The following is an 18,093-nucleotide window of genomic DNA, read 5'->3' as shown; positions in this document are numbered from 1 at the left end:
CGCACCGCTCAGCAGTGGTTCTCCGAGAGAGCTGATGCCCCCTCCGATGACAACGGTATCGACATCCACGGTGAGTATGAGCACGCGCACCGCGGACGCTCACAGCGTTCTCCACCCGCCCGTAGACACCCACAGATACGAAATCGGTGGTCTCCGCCCCGCTGATACCGCCGATATCCAGGCCGATCCTCACCGCACCGCCACACTCTCTCGGTCGAGCCATTCGAGCAATGCCGCACCGGTGTGACGCGAGGCTCCGAAGGTCGCCACGTCGGCGTAGGCGCGATCGTCGCCCGGCCAGCCGAGGTCCACGACGATGGTAGACGGATGCTGCGCGCGCACGCCGTCGATGAGCTCGCGGATCCAGGCGTGCCGGTGGTTGGCCCGCCCGAGCAACACCGGTTGAACACCGTCCGGAACCTGGAGCCTCGCACCCTCGACCATCCGCGTGATGCCGTCACCGGGCGGACCCCACGGGGATTGGCCGATGGCGAGATTCGCCGAGGTCTCGAGGGTCACCAGCAGTCGAGTGGTCTGCACCCGAAGTCCAGGACGCACGTCGAAAGACGCCGCCGTGCGGGCGACATCGAGCTCGGGCTCGTCGACCGTGGTTATATATTCCGGTATCGGAATGCTCCCGGCTTCGCGTGCCAGTTCCCGGGCGAGTTTGACGTTCCTCGCAGCAGCCTCGGCGAGCCTCTCAGGATCGATAACGCGGTCACGCACCGCCTGGTCGATCGCCGCCTCGATCTGGCCTAGCTGCTCGTCGGTGTTCTCTGTGCCGATGCAGAGCAAATCGCACCCCGCCGCGACAGCGCGCACCGCCGCCTGAGGGATGCCGATTACGCCGCTCGCACCGGCCATGTCGAGTGCATCGGTCACAATCACCCCGTCGAAGCCGAGCTCTCTGCGCAGGATCTCGCCGAGGATCTTCTTCGAGAAGGTGGCGGGGTTCTCCGAATCCACCTGCGGCAGCAGGATATGCGAGGTCATGATGGTACGGGTTCCGGCGGCGATCGCCGCGACGAAGGGCACCAGTTCGCGCTCCCGCAGTTGTTCGAGCGAGAGATCGACGACGGGAAGCGCGAGATGGGAGTCCTGCGCGGTGTCGCCGTGGCCCGGAAAGTGCTTGGCACTGGCGGCTGTGCCTGTCGACTCGATCCCGCGGATCCACGCTGCGCTGTGCCTGGCCACCGCGGCGGGATCTGCACCGAAGCTGCGGACGCCGATCACCGTATTGTCGGTATTCGAGTTGACGTCGACATCGGGCGCGAAGTCGAGGTTGCAGCCGGCAAGCCGCAGCTCCCATCCGACGGTCCTCGCCACGAACTCGGTGTACTCGGCATCGTCGATTCGACCGAGGATGGCATTGCCCGGGTACGGCGAGCCGGTCTCGTAGTAGAGCCGGGTAACGTCGCCGCCCTCTTCGTCGATGGCGATGAGCGCGTTCGGGTTGGCGGCACGGATGGCGTCGGTCAATTCCTTCAGCTGGGTGCGTGAGGCGATGTTCTGCCCGAAGATGCAAACTCCCGCGAGACCGTTTCGCAGCCGTGCAGCCAGCCAGTCTGGCAGAGTCGTGCCGACAAAACCGGGCAGGAGCACGCCCGCGCTCGCATTCATCCAGTGGCCGCCTCACTGCAGAAACCACTCACGGCCTGGCTCCCTCGCATCAGTCAGTCGAGCATACAACCGGGCACCGTCCATCGGACGCCCAGCAGTGCCCTCAGAAGCTACGCGAGGCGCCGCTTATGACAGGCGTGCGGCGAGGTTCTTGTCGAGCGTGTCGAGGAACTCTTCCGTGGTCTCCCACTTCTGGTCGGGACCGACGAGCATGGCGAGGTCCTTCGTCATGTGACCGGCCTCCACCGACTTGATGACGACATCCTCGAGGGTATTCGCGAAGGCGGCGAGATCCGGGTTGTCGTCGAGCTTCGCGCGGTGCGACAGGCCACGGGTCCACGCGTAGATCGAGGCAATCGGGTTCGTGCTTGTCGGCTTGCCCGCCTGGTGCTGGCGGTAGTGACGGGTCACCGTTCCGTGGGCAGCCTCGGCCTCGACGATGCTGCCGTCGGGCACGGAGAGCACGGAGGTCATCAGCCCGAGCGATCCAAAGCCCTGCGCGACGGTGTCGGACTGCACGTCGCCGTCGTAGTTCTTGCAGGCCCACACGTAGCCGCCCTCCCACTTCATGGCCGAAGCGACCATGTCGTCAATGAGACGGTGCTCGTAGGTGAGCCCTGCGGCGTCGAACTTCTCCTTGAACTCCGCCTGGAAGATCTCCTCGAAGATGTCTTTGAAGCGACCGTCGTAGGCCTTGAGGATGGTGTTCTTGGTCGACAGGTAGACCGGGTAGTTACGGTCGAGCCCGTAGTTCAGAGAAGCGCGGGCGAAGTCGCGGATCGACGCGTCCTGGTTGTACTGAACCTGCGCGATGCCGTCATCCGGGGCGTCGTAGACATCGAACTTGAGCGGCTCTGAGCCGTCGTCCGGCGTGAACTGCACGGTGAGCTTGCCTTTGCCCTTGAAGACGAAGTCGGTGGCGCGGTACTGATCGCCGAATGCGTGACGGCCGATGATGATCGGCTTGTTCCAGCCGGGAACCAGGCGCGGGATGTTCGAGATGATGATCGGCTCGCGGAAGATCACACCGCCGAGAATGTTGCGGATGGTGCCGTTCGGCGACTTCCACATCTTCTTGAGGCCGAACTCCTCGACGCGTGCCTCGTCGGGGGTGATGGTGGCGCACTTGACGCCGACACCGTGCTTCTGGATGGCGTGGGCAGCATCGATGGTGACCTGGTCGTCGGTCGCGTCGCGGTGCTCGATTCCGAGGTCGTAATACTCGAGGTTGATGTCGAGATAGGGGTGGATCAGGGTGTCCTTGATCTTCTGCCAGATGATGCGAGTCATCTCGTCACCGTCGAGTTCGACGACTGTGCCTTCTACCGTGATCTTGGACAAGCGATTCTCCTTATAACAGGGCGTTCTGCCCACCGCGGATAGCTTACTCGCTTGGAGAAGTATCTTGACATCGAGATACTTATCGGATTCGAAGATGTACCGACTACCCCCATCGTGGTGGCGAGCGTTAGCCTGTGGTCATGGCTGAGTTTCGACTGGAAGAGCTGTCCGCGAAGACGATCGTTGCGGCGAACGGGCTCACGCTCCGGCGTGGGCAGGAACAGTTCGTCACCCCGCCCTCCTACGCCATCGCGGACGCCTACATCAACCCGCTCACCTCGTGGCCCCGAGTGGTGCTCGACGGCGAGACCGTCGTCGGCTTCATCCGCGGCAATTTCGACCCCGATGCCGACCAGGAGGAGTTCCGCAGCTGCATCTGGCGTGTGAACGTGGCCGGAGATGCCCAGGGCGCTGGCATCGGACGCTTCGCCGTCTTGGCCCTCGCCGACGAGGCACGCTCCCGCGGATTCACGCGGCTCACCGCGATCTGGGAGGCGGGAGAAGAAGGTCCAGAGCAGTTCTTCCTACGCACCGGTTTCGTCATCGTGGGCGAAACCCAGTACGGCGAGAACATCGGCGCGCTCGGGCTCTAGATGGCCGCACTACCGGCGGACGACTTCGTCTCGCGTGTGCTCGAGGTTGTCACCTCGATCCCCGAGGGTCGCGTGATGACCTACGGGGATGTCGCAGCAGCCATCGGGTCACGGGCGGCGCGAGCGGTCGGCCAGACCATGGCCTACTACGGTTCCGACGTACCGTGGTGGCGGGTCATCCGCTCGAGTGGGCATCCGGCCGTCGACCACGAGGCCAGGGCTCTTGAGTACTACCGCACCGAATCGACACCGCTGAAGTGGTCGGCGAGCGGCGTGTTCCGCGTGGATCCCGTAGCGCGCTGGATGCCGTAGCCACAGTCATCCCTGCGACTGACCACCGATCTCGTGTTCCGCGAGGCCGATTGGTGGCCAACAGTGCCCGTCGCTTGGCAGCAACAGTGGGCTGGCGGCATCCACACCACGGTTAATGACAAGTCACCGTCTCTTGGTGACAAGTCACCGTTGCGGAGGAGGGGCGAGCTAGACCAGCGATTCCCGCCAGGCCGCGTGCAGCTTCGAGAAGCGACCAGTTCCGGCGATGAGATCGCGCGGGGTGCCATCCTCAACGATCTGCCCGTGCTCCATCACCAGCACGCGGTCGGCGATCGCGACCGTCGAGAGGCGGTGGGCGATGATGATCGCTGTGCGGTCGGCGAGCAGCGTGAGCAGGCCCTCCTGCACCAGCCGTTCGCTCGGGATGTCGAGCGATGCCGTCGCCTCATCCAGGATCAACACGACAGGGTCGGCGAGGAACGCCCGCGCGAACGAGATCAGCTGCCGCTGGCCCGCCGACACCCGCCCACCACGCTTGTTCACATCCGTGTCGTAGCCGTCGGGCAGGCTCTCGATGAATTCGTGCGCGCCGACAGCCTTCGCCGCCGCCACGATCTCCTCGATGGTCGCCTCCGGCTTACCGAGCGCGATGTTGTCTCCCACCGAGCCGGAGAACAGGTACGCCTCCTGCGTGACCATGACGATCGCGCGACGCAGATCCTTCGGGTGCAGCTGCCGCAGGTCGACACCATCGAGCGAGACCACGCCGGCACTCGGGTCGTAGAAACGCGAGATCAGTTTGGCCAGCGTGGACTTTCCGGCACCGGTGGAACCCACCAAGGCGATGGTCTGCCCGGCAGGAAACTCCAGGTCGAAGCGTGGCAGGATGACGCGATCCGGCGTGTAGGCGAACTCGACCCCGTCGAACTTCACGGCACCCTTCGCCTGCCAGAGGTCGATGGGGCGCGTGGGGTCGGGAACGCTCGGACGCTCCTCGAGCACACCGGAGATCTTCTCCAGCGCGGCGGCGGCGGACTGGTAGGAGTTGTAGAACATCGCCATCTCTTGCGCGGGTGCGAAGAACGAGCGGGTGTAGAGGAGTGCCGCGAGCAGCACGCCGATCGCGAGACTGCCGGTTGCGACCCGCAGGCCGCCGACGAGCAGGACGACGCCGAGCGCCACATTGCCGATCAGCACGAGGCCAGGATCCAGCACGCCGAACAGCCGGATCGTCTTCATGTTCGCTTCGCGGTAGTCCTCCACGAGGCCGCCGAACTCGGTCTCGTTGCGCTTCTCCTTGCGGAAGGCCTTCACCGCGCGGATGCCGGTCATGGTCTCCACGAAATGCACGATGAGCCTCGCCGAGGTGGTTCTCGTGGCACGGAACGCCTTCTGCGACCGCAGCTGGAACCAGCGAAGCAGGAATGTCAGCGGCACCAGCGAACCGAACAGCACGACGCCGCTCCAGAAGTCGATCGAGAACATCGCGACGGCGATGAACACCATGTACAGACCGCCCTGCACCAGCTGGTTGATGCCGGAGTCGAGCAGTTCACGGATCGAGTCGAGGTCGCTCGTCTGGCGCGCGATGATGCGCCCCGACGTGTAGTTCTCGTGAAACTCGAGGCTGAGCTTCTGGGTGTGCAGGAATACCCGCTTGCGGAGGTCGATCAGGATGGCCTGGCTGATCCGAGCGGTCAGCACCGTGTACCAGGCGATCAGCGCGGCACCGATGATGCCGGTGAACAGATAGGCCCCCACGGCGAAGGCCAGCGGCATCCAGTCCTGGTTGGTGAGTGCTGGCAGGCCGGTGTCCAGGCCGAACGCGATGAGCGCGGGGCCCGCGACCTGCGCCGCGGTGCTCACCACGACCACGAGGATCGTCACCGTGACTCGCGCCCAGAGCGGACGCAGCAGCGTGTTCAGCAGCCGTAGCGAGCGGTCGCGGATCTGCTTGCTCTCCTTCTTGGTGAAGTCGTCGCGCTCTTCACCCTCAACGCCCAGGACGCTCATGCGCCGGCCCCCTGTTCCTGCTGCTGAAGCAGTGCTTCGTTGTGTTCGCGCTTTTCTTCGTCTTCGAGACTCGAGATGACGAAGCGGTAGTGGTCGCTCGAGACCAGCAGGTCGCTGTGGCGACCCACCGCCGTGACGCGGCCGCCCTCGAGCAGTGCGACCCGGTCGGCGAGCATGACCGTCGATGGGCGGTGGGCGACGATCATCGCGGTGGTGGATGCCAGCACACGACGCAGTGCCGCCTCGACGAGAGCTTCGGTGTCGACATCCAGCGCCGACAGCGGGTCGTCGAGCACGAGCACCTCAGGCTGGGCCGCAACCGCGCGCGCGAGCGCGAGACGTTGTCGCTGTCCACCGGACAGGCTCATGCCTTCTTCTCCGACCCTGGTGTCGAGTCCGTCCGGTAGCTGGTAGACGAAGTCCGCCTGCGCGATCTCGAGTGCCTCGGCGAGTTCGACGTCCGAACCCTCTGGACGCCCGAGCATCACGTTGTCGCGGATCGTCGCCGAGAACAGCGTCGCATCCTCGAAGGCCATCGCGATGTGCTTGCGCAGGTCGTAGCGGGACAGGTCGCGGACATCGACGCCGTCCAGCGTGATCGATCCGCCGGTCACGTCGTAGAGCCGGGTCGTCAGCGCGGTGAGCGTCGACTTGCCGGAACCGGTGAGGCCCACGATCGCCATGGTCTCCCCCGGCTCCAGCTCGAGGTCGACGCCGTCGAGCAGGTCGTCGTACTGCGAGGGCGAGTCCTGGTAGCGGAAGTGCACGTTGTCGAAGACGAGCCTGCCCTCAGGTCTGGCGATCGTCTTCGGGTGCTCGGGATCGGTAATCGTGTTGGGAGCATCCATCACCTCGAAGAAGCGGTCGACCGCCGTGCGCGTGTCGAAGGTCATCGACAGCAGGAAGCCGATCGACTCCACCGGAAAGCGCAGTACCGTCGCCGTCGCGAAGAACGCGACGAGCTGGCCGGCCGACAGCTGGCCGGTCGCGGCGAGCCACACCCCGCCGAGCAGGCTGAGCGCGAAGGTGACGTCGGGTACCAGCAGCAGCCAGAGCCAGATGCCGGCAATCGCCTTGGCTTTCTCGATCTCGGTTCCGCGCAGGTCCTCCGCCTGTGAGGCGAAGTTCTTCAGCGCATGCTGGCCGCGACCGAACGCTTTGAGCACACGGATGCCGTGCACCGATTCCTCGACTGCGGTCGCGAGGTCACCGGCCTGGTCCTGGCTGCGGCGCGCGACGACGGAGTACTTCTGCTCGAAGAGGTAGCCGTAGATCCATAGCGGGATCGAGCAGACGACGAAGATCACGCCGAGGATCCAGTTAATCGAGAGCAGGAACACGAAGCCGACGAGGATGGTGATCACGTTGACCACGAGCAGCACGATGCCGAAGGAGATCCAGCGGCGGATGAGGCCAAGATCGCTGACCGCGCGGGAGAGCAACTGCCCACTCGCCCAGCGGTCGTGGAAGCCCACCGGGAGGTCCTGCAACTGGTTGTACAGCGAGTTGCGCATGTCGGACTCGACACGCGTTCCCGGCTGCAGCACGAACCAGCGGCGGAACCAGATCATCACGGCCTCGAGCACGCCGAGTCCCAGCACGGCTCCCACCGGCCACCAGATCTGGCTGGCATCGCCGTGCTTGAGCGGACCGTCGACGAGCGACCGCAGTACTTGCGGGATGATCAGCGCGACGATCGCGGCGATGAGAGCCGAGACCATGCCGAGGTAAATGCGCGGCATCGCGGGTTGTGCCCACGGATAGATGCGCAGGATGGAGGCGAAAGTGCCCTGTCTTTTCTTGTCTGCAGACACGAATGATTCCTTGAACGTTGGGGTCGGCGAAAGCCGGGGATCCGGATGGCTGAATGTCAGTTGTGGAGTGGGAGCTGGGCGGGGCGTCTAGCCCCTGTCGTTACCGGGTTCCGACGGAATACATGGTCGGAAAGACGGCAACACGAATCGCGCCTGCAGTTGCGGGAGTTGTGTTATTCATGTCGTCCTCCTGGATATGTATGTTGTTCACACTGGTAATGGCCGCCGGCGTCGCCCTGGTGAGGCGGAACGCTGACTGGGCAGCCCTACAGGATATGCCCGTGAGTTTGCCGTACGCAAGACTTCATCCGAAATCGGCCGGAAGAATCTGCACGGACAAAAGTTTCTACAAACAACGCAGGCCCCGAACCATCCCAATGGATGAGTCGGGGCCAGCGTCGAGACTGCGAGGAAGCTACTCCTGGGTGCCGATGGCGAAGCGCACGGAACCGTCGTCCGTGAACTGGGCGTCGAGCACCTTGTCGTCGAGTGCGATGGCGGCCTTCTCTTCGAGGTAGACCTTCGCGCCCGCACTGGGAACGACAGTGTCGGTGGGCTCGGGGGCAGGCGCGATGGCGACGGCGAATTCGCCGGCCTGCGCCTCGTCGGTGCTGATGCGGAGCCCCGCATCCTTGATGTCCGGAGTGCGCTCGGTGATGGTCGTGACAACAGTGTTTGCCGAGTCGGTGAGTGTAAGCATGGATGAATCCTTTCGATTACCTGCGATCGGAGTTGGCTACGCTTCCGCATCTGCACACGGGGTGCAAGAAAACTCAGGTAACTCTGAGGCCATTCACAAGTGACTTCGCGGCCATCCGTTCCGGTGTTCTAGCGCAAGCGCACCGACAGGCAGGTGACACATCCCTCGAGCTTCTCGAACTCGCTGATGTCGACGGTGAGCACCCGATATCCGAGGTCGGCGATGAGAGCCGCGCTTTGCGGCGCGGAGCTGGCCATGAGCACCGTGTCGGACGCGAGCACGACCACGGCGACACCCGTCGCCTCCGGAACGGCGAGATAACGGTCGAAGATCGAGGTGGTGTCGACCAGGGCTTCGTAACCGATGACTGTGCCATCCGGGAGGGCGGTCACCGCGCTCTTGAGGTGCAGGGCCTTCGTGACGGGCACGGCGACCACGGTGTATCCGAAAGGGGCGACGATGCTCCGGAGCTGGCGGATGCCCTCCGCATTCGTGCGTCCGCCGCGTCCGACGTAGACGGTCTTTCCGACCTTGAGCACGTCGCCGCCGTCGAGCGTGCCCGGCTGCTCGATGCGTGCGATCGTGAGTCCGAGGCTGCGCACTGTCTTCTCGGCCTCCGCAGTTTCGCCGCGACGAGACTCGGCGCCGGGGCTCGCGATCACGGCGAGATCGCCGAAGAGCACCACGGCATCTTCGACGAAGACTGAGTCTGCGTGGCCGTGGGCGACGGGCACCTCCACGATGTCCCAGCCCGCATTCGCGATCGTTGCGACGTAGTTGTCCCACTGGGTGTTCGCGAGCTCGGTGTCGAGCGGCGTGCGCTGGATGTGGGTGACCTCACCCTCGGCGAGGTTCTCAGCTGGCGCACGCACGATGGCGACGCGGCTCTCGTCGGTGGTGCTGCCGACGATCGCGCGCCACACCCGCTCGCCGATAGTCAGCGTGCCAACGGTGACGAGTACGACGAAGAGGAGGTTCGGCCCGACGAGGGTTCCGAAGAGCTGAGTGGCGAGGTCGGCGGGAACCGTCGAGCCGCTGGTGAGCACGTTGAGCAGCGTGCCAAGAACGGCGGCGATCAACGCCGCGACGAGGCCGCCGATGAGCCGCGTGTACCAGTAGCGGTAGATGCCGACCAAGGCGAACACGGCGAGCGCGAAGAACGCGATGAGACTCGAAGCGAGGAAGAAGTCGCTCAGCTGCGTGAAGGTCGTGATGTCTGCGCCAGCCCCAACGTAGAAGAGCAGCACGGTCACCGCCTGCACGCTGGCTGCGACGGCGAGGGCCGTGATGAGGGCGGCGGCGAGGCGACGCAGGAACGGAACAGGCCGAGCGATGACAGTCATGGTCACCGACCCTATGGGACGACGACTATGAACCGGCTGACTACGCTCTGACCGAGCCTGCCGAGAGCTTTGCGCGCTGAAGCTACGGGAGACTCTGGGCTCGCCGTTCTCATTCGATGAGTGAGTTTTGGCGCCACCGAATACACCGGTCTCTACGGGTTGGGGAAGAGTTTCGAGCCGGTTTAGAACAAGTGTGGGCGACCGTCGAGAGTGGAACGATCCTTCCCCACGCTTTGCGGTTCGAGCGCGAGCGGGACGCGGAGCGATGCAGCTCGAGTTCGAAGGCAGCCGCCACAGCGCCGAAGTGTGTCACAGTGGGAGGACTCCGCGTTCCATTGTGTTCCGAACGAATAGCCCGTTCTTACCCCCCAAATGGGGTATAGAACGTCAGGTTTGGTCAGAGTAGAAATATGGAACATAGGCATCGACCCGAACCCTGCTGAATTTCATGAAGAACTTCGCGAAAGGCGGGCCTGTGTCTATTTCTCCTCTACGTTCACGTGCGCGTCTCGTTTTCAGCACAGGTCTCGGCGCCGGGCTGGTGGCCGTCGTCGTCCTGGCGTCTTCCGATGCCGCAAGCGCAGTGACACCCCCGAACGTTGGCCTTGGTACGGCCGACAGCTATAACGTGCTGGCGAGCACAACGGTCACGAACACAGGTAACAGCGTGATCAATGACGGCGATGTTGGGCTTGACCCGGGAACATCTGTCGTCGGATTTCCACCGGGCCAGATCAACAACGGAGTCATTCACGCAACCGATGCCCAAGCAGAACAGGCACAGGTCGATGTGACCACCGCCTACAACGATGCGGCCGGGCGCACCCCCGACGTGTCGAACCTCATCGATCTGGGTGGCCAAACGCTCGCCCCTGGCGTCTACTCGGGCGACGCTCTATCGATAAACGGCGACCTGACACTTAACGGGGACGCGTCATCCGTCTTCATCTTCCAAGCGGCATCGACTCTGATCACCGGTTCCGCGAGCCGCGTGCTCTTTATCGGCGGAGCCAACCAGTGCAATGTTTACTGGAAGGTAGGAAGCTCGGCAACCCTTGGCAGCGGCTCGACCTTTGTCGGCACAATCCTCGCTCTGGCTTCCATAACCGCGAACACCGGCGCAACCATCACCGGACGACTGCTCGCTCGTAACGGTGCGGTGACACTAGACGACAACGTGATCAGCCGATCTACGGAGTGTGGTGCGCGCTCGGCCATCGTCGCGAGTTCCCCCTCGAACGCGACCATCGCCCGCCTTGCGGCCCAACGACAAGCAGCCGCGGCAGCAGCGGCATCGGCTGCCAGCGCTGCGGATGCCCGGGCCGCTGCAGCCAGCGGACCGACCCTCCCGTCCACGGGATTCGACTCGACTGCACCAACGATTGCTGGATCCTTGCTCATATTCGCTGGTCTGATCCTCGTGCTCCATCGGCGACGAACCCTAAAGGTGCACCCCCTAGGTTCCCGACATCGCGCCGAGTAAGCACCAGGCCGAAGATCCCATTGCCGCCAATCCAGCGAAACCAATTGATCGAGGGTCACTGAGCCGGAGCCAAACCACCGCTGAACCCGCGAGCGCGTCAACATCGCCCCCTCGTTCTTCGACCCAACAGTGCTCCAACAATCGACACCTGGTGTGAGCCCATAGGACTGTTAGTCCTTGTGCGCGAACGTCCTAGACCGGCAGCCGCATCGCGACCGGACACTCCCGCGTCGTTGCTGGCATCAGTCGGCAGCGGTCGGACGCGTTCGCGTTTAGCCTGCCCGACATGGGGCCCGTGAAGCCTGCCGAGATCTCGACAGGCTCGGTCAGCGACTATCCCTTAGTGATAGAAGTGGCGCTCCCCGGTGAAGTACATCGTCACGCCGGCAGCCTTCGCCGCCGCGATCACTTCGTCGTCACGCACAGAACCGCCGGGCTGGGCCACAGCGGTGATGTCGGCGTCGAGCAAAATCTGCAGGCCGTCGGCGAAGGGGAAGAAGGCATCGGATGCCGCAACGGAACCCGCGGCCCGCTCCCCTGCCCGGCTCACCGCGAGGCGGCACGAGTCGACCCGGTTGACCTGCCCCATGCCGACTCCGACCGACGCCCCGTCGTGAGCGAGCAGGATCGCGTTGGACTTGACCGCACGCACGGCACGCCAGGCGAACTCGAGATCGGCGCGAGTGGCGGCATCCGCCTCCTCGCCGGCGACCAGCGTCCAGCCGTCGGAGCTGAAGTTGTCGAAGACATCGGGCTGCTGCACCAGCAGTCCACCGCTGATCTGCTTAAACTCGGTGTCTTCGCGGTGGTACCCGGCGGGCAGCTTGAGCAGCCTCAGGTTCTTCTTCGTCTGCAGCAGTTCCAGCGCCTCCGGTTCGAAGTCGGGCGCGATCACAACCTCGGTGAAGATGTCTTTGACCGCCTTCGCCATCTCCAGCGAGACTGTGCGGTTGGCCGCGATCACGCCGCCGTAGGCCGACACAGGGTCGCACTCGTGCGCGCGCAGGTGGGCTGAGGCGATCGGATCGCCGGCACCACGAGCGACCGCGATTCCGCAGGGCTGGGCGTGCTTGATGATGGCGACGGCCGGCTCGCTGAAGTCGTAGGCGGTGCGGAGGGCTGCATCCGCATCCACGTAGTTGTTGTACGACATCTCCTTGCCGTGCAGCTGGGTCGCCTGCGCGATGCCAGCTCCGTCTGTAGTGACGTACAGGGAGGCATCCTGGTGCGAGTTCTCGCCGTAGCGAAGAACGTTCTTGAGACTGGCACGCAGTTCGAAAATGTCAGCCTCCTCGAAAGGGTGCTCGGCGCGGACGCCGATATTCTTCGCGAAGAAGTCGGCAACGGCGGTGTCATAGGCGGCGGTGTGCGCGAAGGCCTCGCCCGCGAGACGCTGGCGTTGGGCCAACGTCGTGCCGCCGAGCGTCACCGCCTTGATGACCTGCGCGTAGCTGTCGGGCGAGACGGCGATCGCGACATTGGCGTGGTTCTTGGCAGCAGCACGCACCATGGCAGGGCCGCCGATGTCGATCTGCTCGATCGCGGCATCGCCGGTCACTCCGGAGGCGATGGTCTCGACGAACGGATAGAGATTTACCACAACGAGTTCGAAGGGCTTCACGCCCAGTTCGGCGAGTTGTACCTCGTGGCTCGCCAGGCGGAGGTCCGCGAGGATGCCTGCGTGGATCGCGGGGTGCAACGTCTTAACCCGGCCGTCGAGGGACTCTGGAAAGCCGGTGACCTGGGCAACCTCGGTGACGGGGTGCCCGGCATCGGCGATGGTCTTGGCGGTCGAGCCGGTGGAGACGATCTCGACCCCGGCGCCTGCGAGGGCTGCGGCGAGCTCGAGCAGGCCGGTCTTGTCGCTCACTGAGATAAGTGCGCGGGTGATCGGGATGGCATCCCGATCGCGATAGTCGGAAGAGGAATGGGCGGATGCTGACGCTGGATTGTTAACGGACACTGACGGCTCCTTATGGCATGACCGGACGACAAAGGGGTCCGGTTCAGCCCAGGCGAACGGCCGAAACGATCAGGGTCGCTCCCCGATGGTTGCCCATCTCAACGCCAGTCGCGACAGTACAAGTCTAAACGCCGCGCGGTCGCCTCGTCTCTCATCGACTTGGCACTTGTGGCGAGCCAAAGGGACGCGAAGTCACCACAACTGCCAACTCGGCGATGCTGGATAGCGCGAGTTAACGCTGGATAGCGCGAGTTAACGCTGGATAGCGCGAGTTAGGCGCGCGCGAGCTTCTCGAGGGAGACGGCACCGTTCGCGACATCCAGCACGGCCTGCAGCAGCAGCTCGCGCTCGACCGGCTTGATGCGCTCGTGCAGTGTGGCCTCGGTGTCACCCGGCAGCACCAGAACCCTGCGCTGGGCGATGATCGGGCCGGCATCGATGCCATTGTCGACGATGATGATGCTCGCCCCGGTCTCGGTCGCGCCGGCAGCGAGTGCGTCCCGCACGCCGTGAGCTCCTGGGAACTCCGGCAGGTAGGCCGGATGCGTGTTGATCAGGTTGGGACTGAGCGCCGCGATGACCCTGGGCGGCAGCAGCTTCATGAACCCGCTGAGAATCACGAGGTCGGGCGTCCATGCCTGGATCTGTTCGAGGATGGCGTCGCCCCAACTCTCGCGATCCGGGAAGCTGGAGAGGGCGGCCGCGAAGGTGGGAATGCCGAAGTGCTCGGCGTGTTCGAAGCCGTCGGCGTCGCGATCTGCTCCGACAGCGACGACCCTGGCCGGAAACTCCGCGTCCTCCGACGCCTCAAGAAGAGAGCGAAGGTTCGATCCGCCGCCGGAGATCAGGACGACCAGTGAAAGCACCCCCCGAGCCTACCGTGGCGAGAGGTTCGGCTACTCCGTGCGGGAAGGTCGCCCCGCGAAGAGCCCAACGATCGCTGCCAGACCGATTTCGAGGGCAGCGAATCCACCCACCAGCCACGGTGAAGGCCCCACGTCGATGAGACGCCCGGGACCTGCGGAACCGGCCGAGACCCAGGCCAGGAAGCCGAGCAGGATGCCCCCGGCAATACCGACGAGAATGCCGGTCAGCAGCAGCCATGGCCCACGCCCGACAGCACCAAGCTCTCGCACGAGACGCGGACGCAGCACGATCGCCGCCGCGAACCCGGCGAGCACGGGAACGAGCAGGCCGAGGAAGCCCCAGCCGAGGTCGCCGCTCGGCAGCGCGCCGAGAATCGGTACACCGGGAATCGGCCCGAGGCTCGTGCCGAGCGGACCGACGGAGGAACCAGTTCCCACGGCGAAACCGGGGCCGACCAGCCAGGACGCCGCCCAGATCACCAGATTCGGCAGGAAGGCGAACTGGCCGACGGTGACGGCGATGCCACCGAGCAGGCCGGCGTGCATGCCCTCGTAGAGCGAGATGATCTTCGCGTAACTGGTGAGCAGCAGCACGGCGACCAGGAGGGCTGAGACGACCAGCACCATCGAGGCGGCCACCGCTCCGCCCCGAAGGGCCGTGCCGACGGTGGCTCGATACTGCGGCCGCCAGTCGGCGAACCATCCGCGAATTCGGCCGGGACGGGCATCCGCGATCCCCCGCCGGCCGAGCTGCTCGCCGATCACAATACCGAGCGCAAACACCAAAGTCGGCAGCAGCGTGCCCTGCCAGATCGAGGGGCGGGCGGACGCGAAGACCGTGCTGAGCGTGATGCCGAGCGATACGACGGCGAAGGTTCCGATCGCGACGAGGATGCCGAGTCGATAGTGCGGTGTCTCGACGATGCGGCGCCCGGCTCGCACACCGAGCAGCGCGGTGAGCAGCGCGAAACCGAGCGGTGCGATGGTCAGGATGAACGGGGTGCCCGCCCCCGTGAAGCCCAGGCTGGCGACGATGGCCGGGTTGAGCGTCATCGTCACGTCGACGCCCGAGCCGAGAAGCCAGATGTCGGTCGCGGCCCGCCAGAAGACGATCCAGTCGATCTGCAGTCCGTACTGAACGGCCCAGAGGATGGTCAGCGGCACGAGCGGGATGCCCACGCCGATCGCGGCGACGAGCAACGCTTCGAGCGCGGCGAAGAGGGCGGTGAGCGGACGATTCATACCCGTCGGAGCCTACCTGCGCACCCTCGCATCCGCGGCTCGCCGGTCCGTCTTTCACGAACTCGACAGCGCACTTCACGAAAACGCAGGACATCGGTGCCCTGCCGAACGATTGCGGCCGGAAACGCGCGTCGCCGTCGGGTATCTCCTGCGTTTTCGGCCATGCTGTGGGGATGACGTCGTCGGCAGTGTATGTGCGCATCGTTATCGGCGCCGACCTCGAACGCGTCTGGGAGCTCACGCAGAACGCCGAACTGCATCCCCGCTGGGATCTGCGCTTCAGCCGAATCACCATGGCTGGCGAACTGGCGAGCGGCGGTTACCGCTTCGCCTACGAACGACGGATGCCGCTGCACACCATCCGCGGAACCGGCACGTCGCTCGGCGAACGCGCCCGTCCCGACGGCACGCGGACATCTGCCCTGCGCTTCGATACCCGCGATCGCCTGTCGCCGCTCGGCGACGGACGCGGCTACTGGCGCTACGTTCCCACGACGGAGGGTGTCGTCTTCAGCACCGGCTACGACTATCGGCCGGGATGGGGCCGGGTGCTCGACACGTTCCTGCTGCGGCGTCTCATCGGTTGGATGACGGCGTGGAGCTTCGACAGGTTGCGGATCTGGGCGGAGACCGGGGTCGAACCCGAGCGCTGGCCTGTGGCATCCGTACTCGCGTTCTGGCGGGCGGACAGGCCGCGGGCGGGGCGATGCGAACGCGTGCCGCAGCGTGGCAGGGCCATGGATGATGCTCCGACGACCCTCGAAACGTTGGAGGCGCCATGACCTCGATCTTCGAACGCGCACTCGGCAAAGACTTCGAGCGCCTGCATCCGATGATGCAGAAACGATTCGGCGTGGGCCTCGACGCGGGGTACGCCTGTGTCGGTCGGGGTGTGATGTCGCACGTACGTCGCGGACCGTGGTGGACGGTTCCCTTCCTGAAGATCGGCAAGGTGCGCAACATCCTGATCCCGGACGTCGGGCGGGACGTGCCGTTCACCATCGAGAACTATCCCTACCGCGACCCGTTCGGGCGCGAGACGGTGACCTTCGTGCGGGAGTACCGGGTGCGCAAGCATCCGAGCCGTTTCGACGCGACGATGATCTACACCCACGGCCGGGTGCTCGACTATCTCGGCACCCACCAGCACCTCGCGGTGGATCTCGACCTCTCGGTTGACGGGGACGGCTCGCTTCATCTCCGCTCGGATGCGCAGCGCTTCTACGAGGGCCGATTCATCGCCTTCCGCTTCCCCATGCTGCTCAGTGGTCGCGCCGACCTGCGCGAGAGCTATGACGAGGAGGCGGGCGTCTATCGAATACGCCTCGAAGTGCGTAACCCGATATTCGGCTTTCTCTTCGGCTACGAGGGCGAATTCAGCTGCGAGTTTCCCGAGGCGACGGATGCCCCTGACCGCCTCAAACCGGTTCGTCACGAGCGCCGAGTCTGACGCTCCTTCGCGTGCGCGGTCAGCCCGCCGCTGCGTCACCCATCTCGCCGAAGCCCGAGGTCACAAGTTCGCGCACCCTGTCGAGTGCCTCCGCGGCCTGGGGACCGGATGCGGCCACCACCACCACGTCGCCCTCCTTCGCGCCGAGTGACAGCAGCCCGATGAGGCTGTTGCCAGCCACCGGCTTGCCTTCGGTTCGCGTGTTGGCGATCGTGACCTTCGCGTCGAATCCGGCGAGCGCTGAGACGAGCGTCGCCGCTGGTCGGGCATGGAGGCCGTCGCGGTTCATGATGGTCAGTTCTTCAGCGTTCGCCTGCGGCGCGGCGGCCTCAACGGAGGCCTCGGCGACCGGCGGGGGATCGCCGAGCATCCCCCGTTTCGGGTCGAGGGCCGCATTCGCCTCACTGGCGACATCGGCGAGGTTCGCGCCACCGGACGCCGTCACGATGGCCGCCAGGAGTCCTTCGACGAATGGCGCGCTGGAGAGTTTCACCTCGACGTCGGAGGTACGGAAGTCGAGGGCCATCTCGGCGCTCATCACCGCCGAACCCAGATCCATCACCACGAGTACGCCGTCGGGGCCTGCGACCTCGTCGATCGCCGCGGCGACCTTCGTGGCATCCGTGCCGATCACGCCGTCGCCCGCACCCGCCGCGATCGCGATCGCCGGCCTGTCACCGGCCACCATCTCTAGGGCGAGGTCGACCGCCGCCTGCGCCAGCGCCGGGCTGTGCGAGACGACGACGATACCGATCACGCGAGTGCTTCGCTGAGCGTCTGGAACAGGTAGGCGGTGGATGTCGCGCCGGGGTCGAGGTGGCCGGAGCTGCGGTCCCCGAGGTAGCTGGCCCGGCCCTTGCGCGCCACGAGGGGCTCGGTGGCGTCACGCCCGATCGCCGCGGCCGATGCTGCCGCGGAGGCTGCTGCCGCGGCATCCGCGCCCGATGCAACCTCCGCGTCGAAGGCATCCAATGCTGGCACCATGGAGTCGAGCATGGTCTTGTCGCCGACTTCGGCCTTGCCGCGTGCGACCACGCCTTCGAGCCCTGCCCGCAGTGCGGCGCCGAGCGCGGCCGCATCCAGTTCGGTTGCCGCTCCCGCGGTCGTTCCGAACCGCAGGAAGAAGGTTCCGTAGAGCGGCCCGCTCGCCCCGCCAACAGACGAGACGAGGGTCATGCCGACGGACTTGAAGAGCTCGTCGACGGCCGAAGCCGGCGCCGCGCCGATCTTCTCGACAACCGCGGTCATTCCCCGCGCCATGTTCGCACCGTGATCGGCATCCCCGATTGCCGAGTCCAGTTCGGTGAGGTAGCTGCGGTTCTCGGTGACCACAGCGCTGAAACGCGTGATCCAGTCGACCAGTTGAGGAAGCGTGACAGTGCCAGCAGCCAT

General features: G+C 65.2%; 16 protein-coding genes and 1 riboswitch. Of the genes, 5 read left to right on the top strand and 11 right to left on the bottom strand.

The window, feature by feature from the left end; genetic code table 11:
* Positions 1 to 189 precede the first annotated feature (189 nt).
* The gene (gene nagZ, locus ABIB56_RS05895; RefSeq protein WP_354568112.1) at positions 190 to 1,620 is read right to left on the bottom strand and encodes a beta-N-acetylhexosaminidase; all 1,431 of its coding nucleotides are present in this window, start codon (positions 1,618 to 1,620) and stop codon (positions 190 to 192) included.
* A gap of 126 nt (positions 1,621 to 1,746) precedes the next feature.
* The gene (locus tag ABIB56_RS05890; RefSeq protein WP_354568110.1) at positions 1,747 to 2,961 is read right to left on the bottom strand and encodes an NADP-dependent isocitrate dehydrogenase; all 1,215 of its coding nucleotides are present in this window, start codon (positions 2,959 to 2,961) and stop codon (positions 1,747 to 1,749) included.
* Positions 2,962 to 3,101: 140 nt separating this feature from the next.
* Between ABIB56_RS05890 and ABIB56_RS05885 the strand changes: the two genes are divergently transcribed.
* Entirely contained in the window at positions 3,102 to 3,554 is a 453-nt protein-coding gene (locus ABIB56_RS05885; protein ID WP_354568108.1) for a GNAT family N-acetyltransferase, read from the top strand.
* Positions 3,555 to 3,866, top strand: a complete 312-nt coding sequence (locus ABIB56_RS05880; protein WP_354568106.1) for an MGMT family protein — start codon at positions 3,555 to 3,557, stop codon at positions 3,864 to 3,866. It abuts the gene before it with no gap.
* 168 nt (positions 3,867 to 4,034) lie between these two features.
* Here ABIB56_RS05880 and ABIB56_RS05875 read toward each other — a convergent pair whose 3' ends face one another.
* From ABIB56_RS05875 to ddaH, 4 genes are all read right to left on the bottom strand, one after another.
* Positions 4,035 to 5,840, bottom strand: coding sequence for an ABC transporter ATP-binding protein (locus ABIB56_RS05875; RefSeq protein WP_354568104.1), 1,806 nt, complete (start codon positions 5,838 to 5,840; stop codon positions 4,035 to 4,037).
* Complete coding sequence (locus tag ABIB56_RS05870) at positions 5,837 to 7,582, bottom strand: ABC transporter ATP-binding protein (protein ID WP_354568285.1); 1,746 nt, start codon at positions 7,580 to 7,582, stop codon at positions 5,837 to 5,839. The genes ABIB56_RS05875 and ABIB56_RS05870 overlap by 4 nt, the downstream gene beginning before the upstream one ends.
* A gap of 487 nt (positions 7,583 to 8,069) precedes the next feature.
* Positions 8,070 to 8,354 (bottom strand): Fe-S cluster assembly protein HesB, encoded by a 285-nt coding sequence (locus ABIB56_RS05865; protein WP_354568102.1) that lies wholly within the window; start codon positions 8,352 to 8,354, stop codon positions 8,070 to 8,072.
* Between the two features lie 128 nt (positions 8,355 to 8,482).
* Entirely contained in the window at positions 8,483 to 9,697 is a 1,215-nt protein-coding gene (gene ddaH / locus ABIB56_RS05860) for a dimethylargininase (protein WP_354568100.1), read from the bottom strand.
* A 475-nt stretch (positions 9,698 to 10,172) separates the two neighbouring features.
* Between ddaH and ABIB56_RS05855 the strand changes: the two genes are divergently transcribed.
* Positions 10,173 to 11,180: an ice-binding family protein gene (locus ABIB56_RS05855; protein ID WP_354568098.1), complete on the top strand. Its 1,008-nt coding sequence runs from the start codon at positions 10,173 to 10,175 to the stop codon at positions 11,178 to 11,180.
* A 340-nt stretch (positions 11,181 to 11,520) separates the two neighbouring features.
* On the opposite strand, the gene purH is transcribed toward ABIB56_RS05855, so the two are convergent.
* The 3 genes from purH to ABIB56_RS05840 all read right to left on the bottom strand — a co-directional run bounded on the left by purH (position 11,521) and on the right by ABIB56_RS05840 (position 15,251).
* Positions 11,521 to 13,143, bottom strand: coding sequence for a bifunctional phosphoribosylaminoimidazolecarboxamide formyltransferase/IMP cyclohydrolase (gene purH, locus ABIB56_RS05850; protein WP_354568096.1), 1,623 nt, complete (start codon positions 13,141 to 13,143; stop codon positions 11,521 to 11,523).
* Positions 13,144 to 13,182: 39 nt separating this feature from the next.
* A riboswitch (ZMP/ZTP riboswitch) is annotated at positions 13,183 to 13,265 on the bottom strand.
* A 150-nt stretch (positions 13,266 to 13,415) separates the two neighbouring features.
* A complete protein-coding gene (gene purN / locus ABIB56_RS05845; protein WP_354568095.1) occupies positions 13,416 to 14,009 on the bottom strand; it encodes a phosphoribosylglycinamide formyltransferase in 594 nt (197 codons plus the stop codon).
* Positions 14,010 to 14,039: 30 nt separating this feature from the next.
* Positions 14,040 to 15,251 carry a cell division protein PerM gene (locus tag ABIB56_RS05840; RefSeq protein ID WP_354568093.1) on the bottom strand — a complete coding sequence of 404 codons (1,212 nt, stop codon included), beginning with the start codon at positions 15,249 to 15,251 and terminating at the stop codon, positions 14,040 to 14,042.
* A 173-nt stretch (positions 15,252 to 15,424) separates the two neighbouring features.
* Between ABIB56_RS05840 and ABIB56_RS05835 the strand changes: the two genes are divergently transcribed.
* The gene (locus ABIB56_RS05835) at positions 15,425 to 16,033 is read left to right on the top strand and encodes an SRPBCC family protein (RefSeq protein WP_354568091.1); all 609 of its coding nucleotides are present in this window, start codon (positions 15,425 to 15,427) and stop codon (positions 16,031 to 16,033) included.
* Entirely contained in the window at positions 16,030 to 16,701 is a 672-nt protein-coding gene (locus tag ABIB56_RS05830; RefSeq protein WP_354568089.1) for a DUF4166 domain-containing protein, read from the top strand. The genes ABIB56_RS05835 and ABIB56_RS05830 overlap by 4 nt, the downstream gene beginning before the upstream one ends.
* Positions 16,702 to 16,720: 19 nt before the next feature.
* On the opposite strand, the gene dhaM is transcribed toward ABIB56_RS05830, so the two are convergent.
* Positions 16,721 to 17,458: a dihydroxyacetone kinase phosphoryl donor subunit DhaM gene (gene dhaM / locus ABIB56_RS05825; RefSeq protein ID WP_354568087.1), complete on the bottom strand. Its 738-nt coding sequence runs from the start codon at positions 17,456 to 17,458 to the stop codon at positions 16,721 to 16,723.
* Positions 17,455 to 18,093, bottom strand: a complete 639-nt coding sequence (gene dhaL, locus ABIB56_RS05820; RefSeq protein ID WP_354568085.1) for a dihydroxyacetone kinase subunit DhaL — start codon at positions 18,091 to 18,093, stop codon at positions 17,455 to 17,457. The genes dhaM and dhaL overlap by 4 nt, the downstream gene beginning before the upstream one ends.

Origin of the sequence: Glaciihabitans sp. UYNi722, assembly GCF_040549465.1 — a bacterium.
GTDB lineage: Bacteria > Actinomycetota > Actinomycetes > Actinomycetales > Microbacteriaceae > Lacisediminihabitans.
This window is presented reverse-complemented; position numbering and strand designations above follow the sequence as displayed.

Bases quoted from the DNA above. Each gene is read 5' to 3' on its own strand.
- ABIB56_RS05865 (WP_354568102.1), bottom strand. From the start codon at position 8,354: ATGCTTACACTCACCGACTCGGCAAACACTGTTGTCACGACCATCACC.
- ABIB56_RS05835 (WP_354568091.1), top strand. From the start codon at position 15,425: ATGACGTCGTCGGCAGTGTATGTGCGCATCGTTATCGGCGCCGACCTC.
- dhaL (WP_354568085.1), bottom strand. From the start codon at position 18,093: ATGGCTGCTGGCACTGTCACGCTTCCTCAACTGGTCGACTGGATCACG.
- ABIB56_RS05880 (WP_354568106.1), top strand. From the start codon at position 3,555: ATGGCCGCACTACCGGCGGACGACTTCGTCTCGCGTGTGCTCGAGGTT.
- ABIB56_RS05885 (WP_354568108.1), top strand. From the start codon at position 3,102: ATGGCTGAGTTTCGACTGGAAGAGCTGTCCGCGAAGACGATCGTTGCG.
- ABIB56_RS05840 (WP_354568093.1), bottom strand. From the start codon at position 15,251: ATGAATCGTCCGCTCACCGCCCTCTTCGCCGCGCTCGAAGCGTTGCTC.
- nagZ (WP_354568112.1), bottom strand. From the start codon at position 1,620: ATGAATGCGAGCGCGGGCGTGCTCCTGCCCGGTTTTGTCGGCACGACT.
- ABIB56_RS05830 (WP_354568089.1), top strand. From the start codon at position 16,030: ATGACCTCGATCTTCGAACGCGCACTCGGCAAAGACTTCGAGCGCCTG.
- ddaH (WP_354568100.1), bottom strand. From the start codon at position 9,697: ATGACTGTCATCGCTCGGCCTGTTCCGTTCCTGCGTCGCCTCGCCGCC.
- ABIB56_RS05875 (WP_354568104.1), bottom strand. From the start codon at position 5,840: ATGAGCGTCCTGGGCGTTGAGGGTGAAGAGCGCGACGACTTCACCAAG.
- ABIB56_RS05870 (WP_354568285.1), bottom strand. From the start codon at position 7,582: ATGCCGCGCATTTACCTCGGCATGGTCTCGGCTCTCATCGCCGCGATC.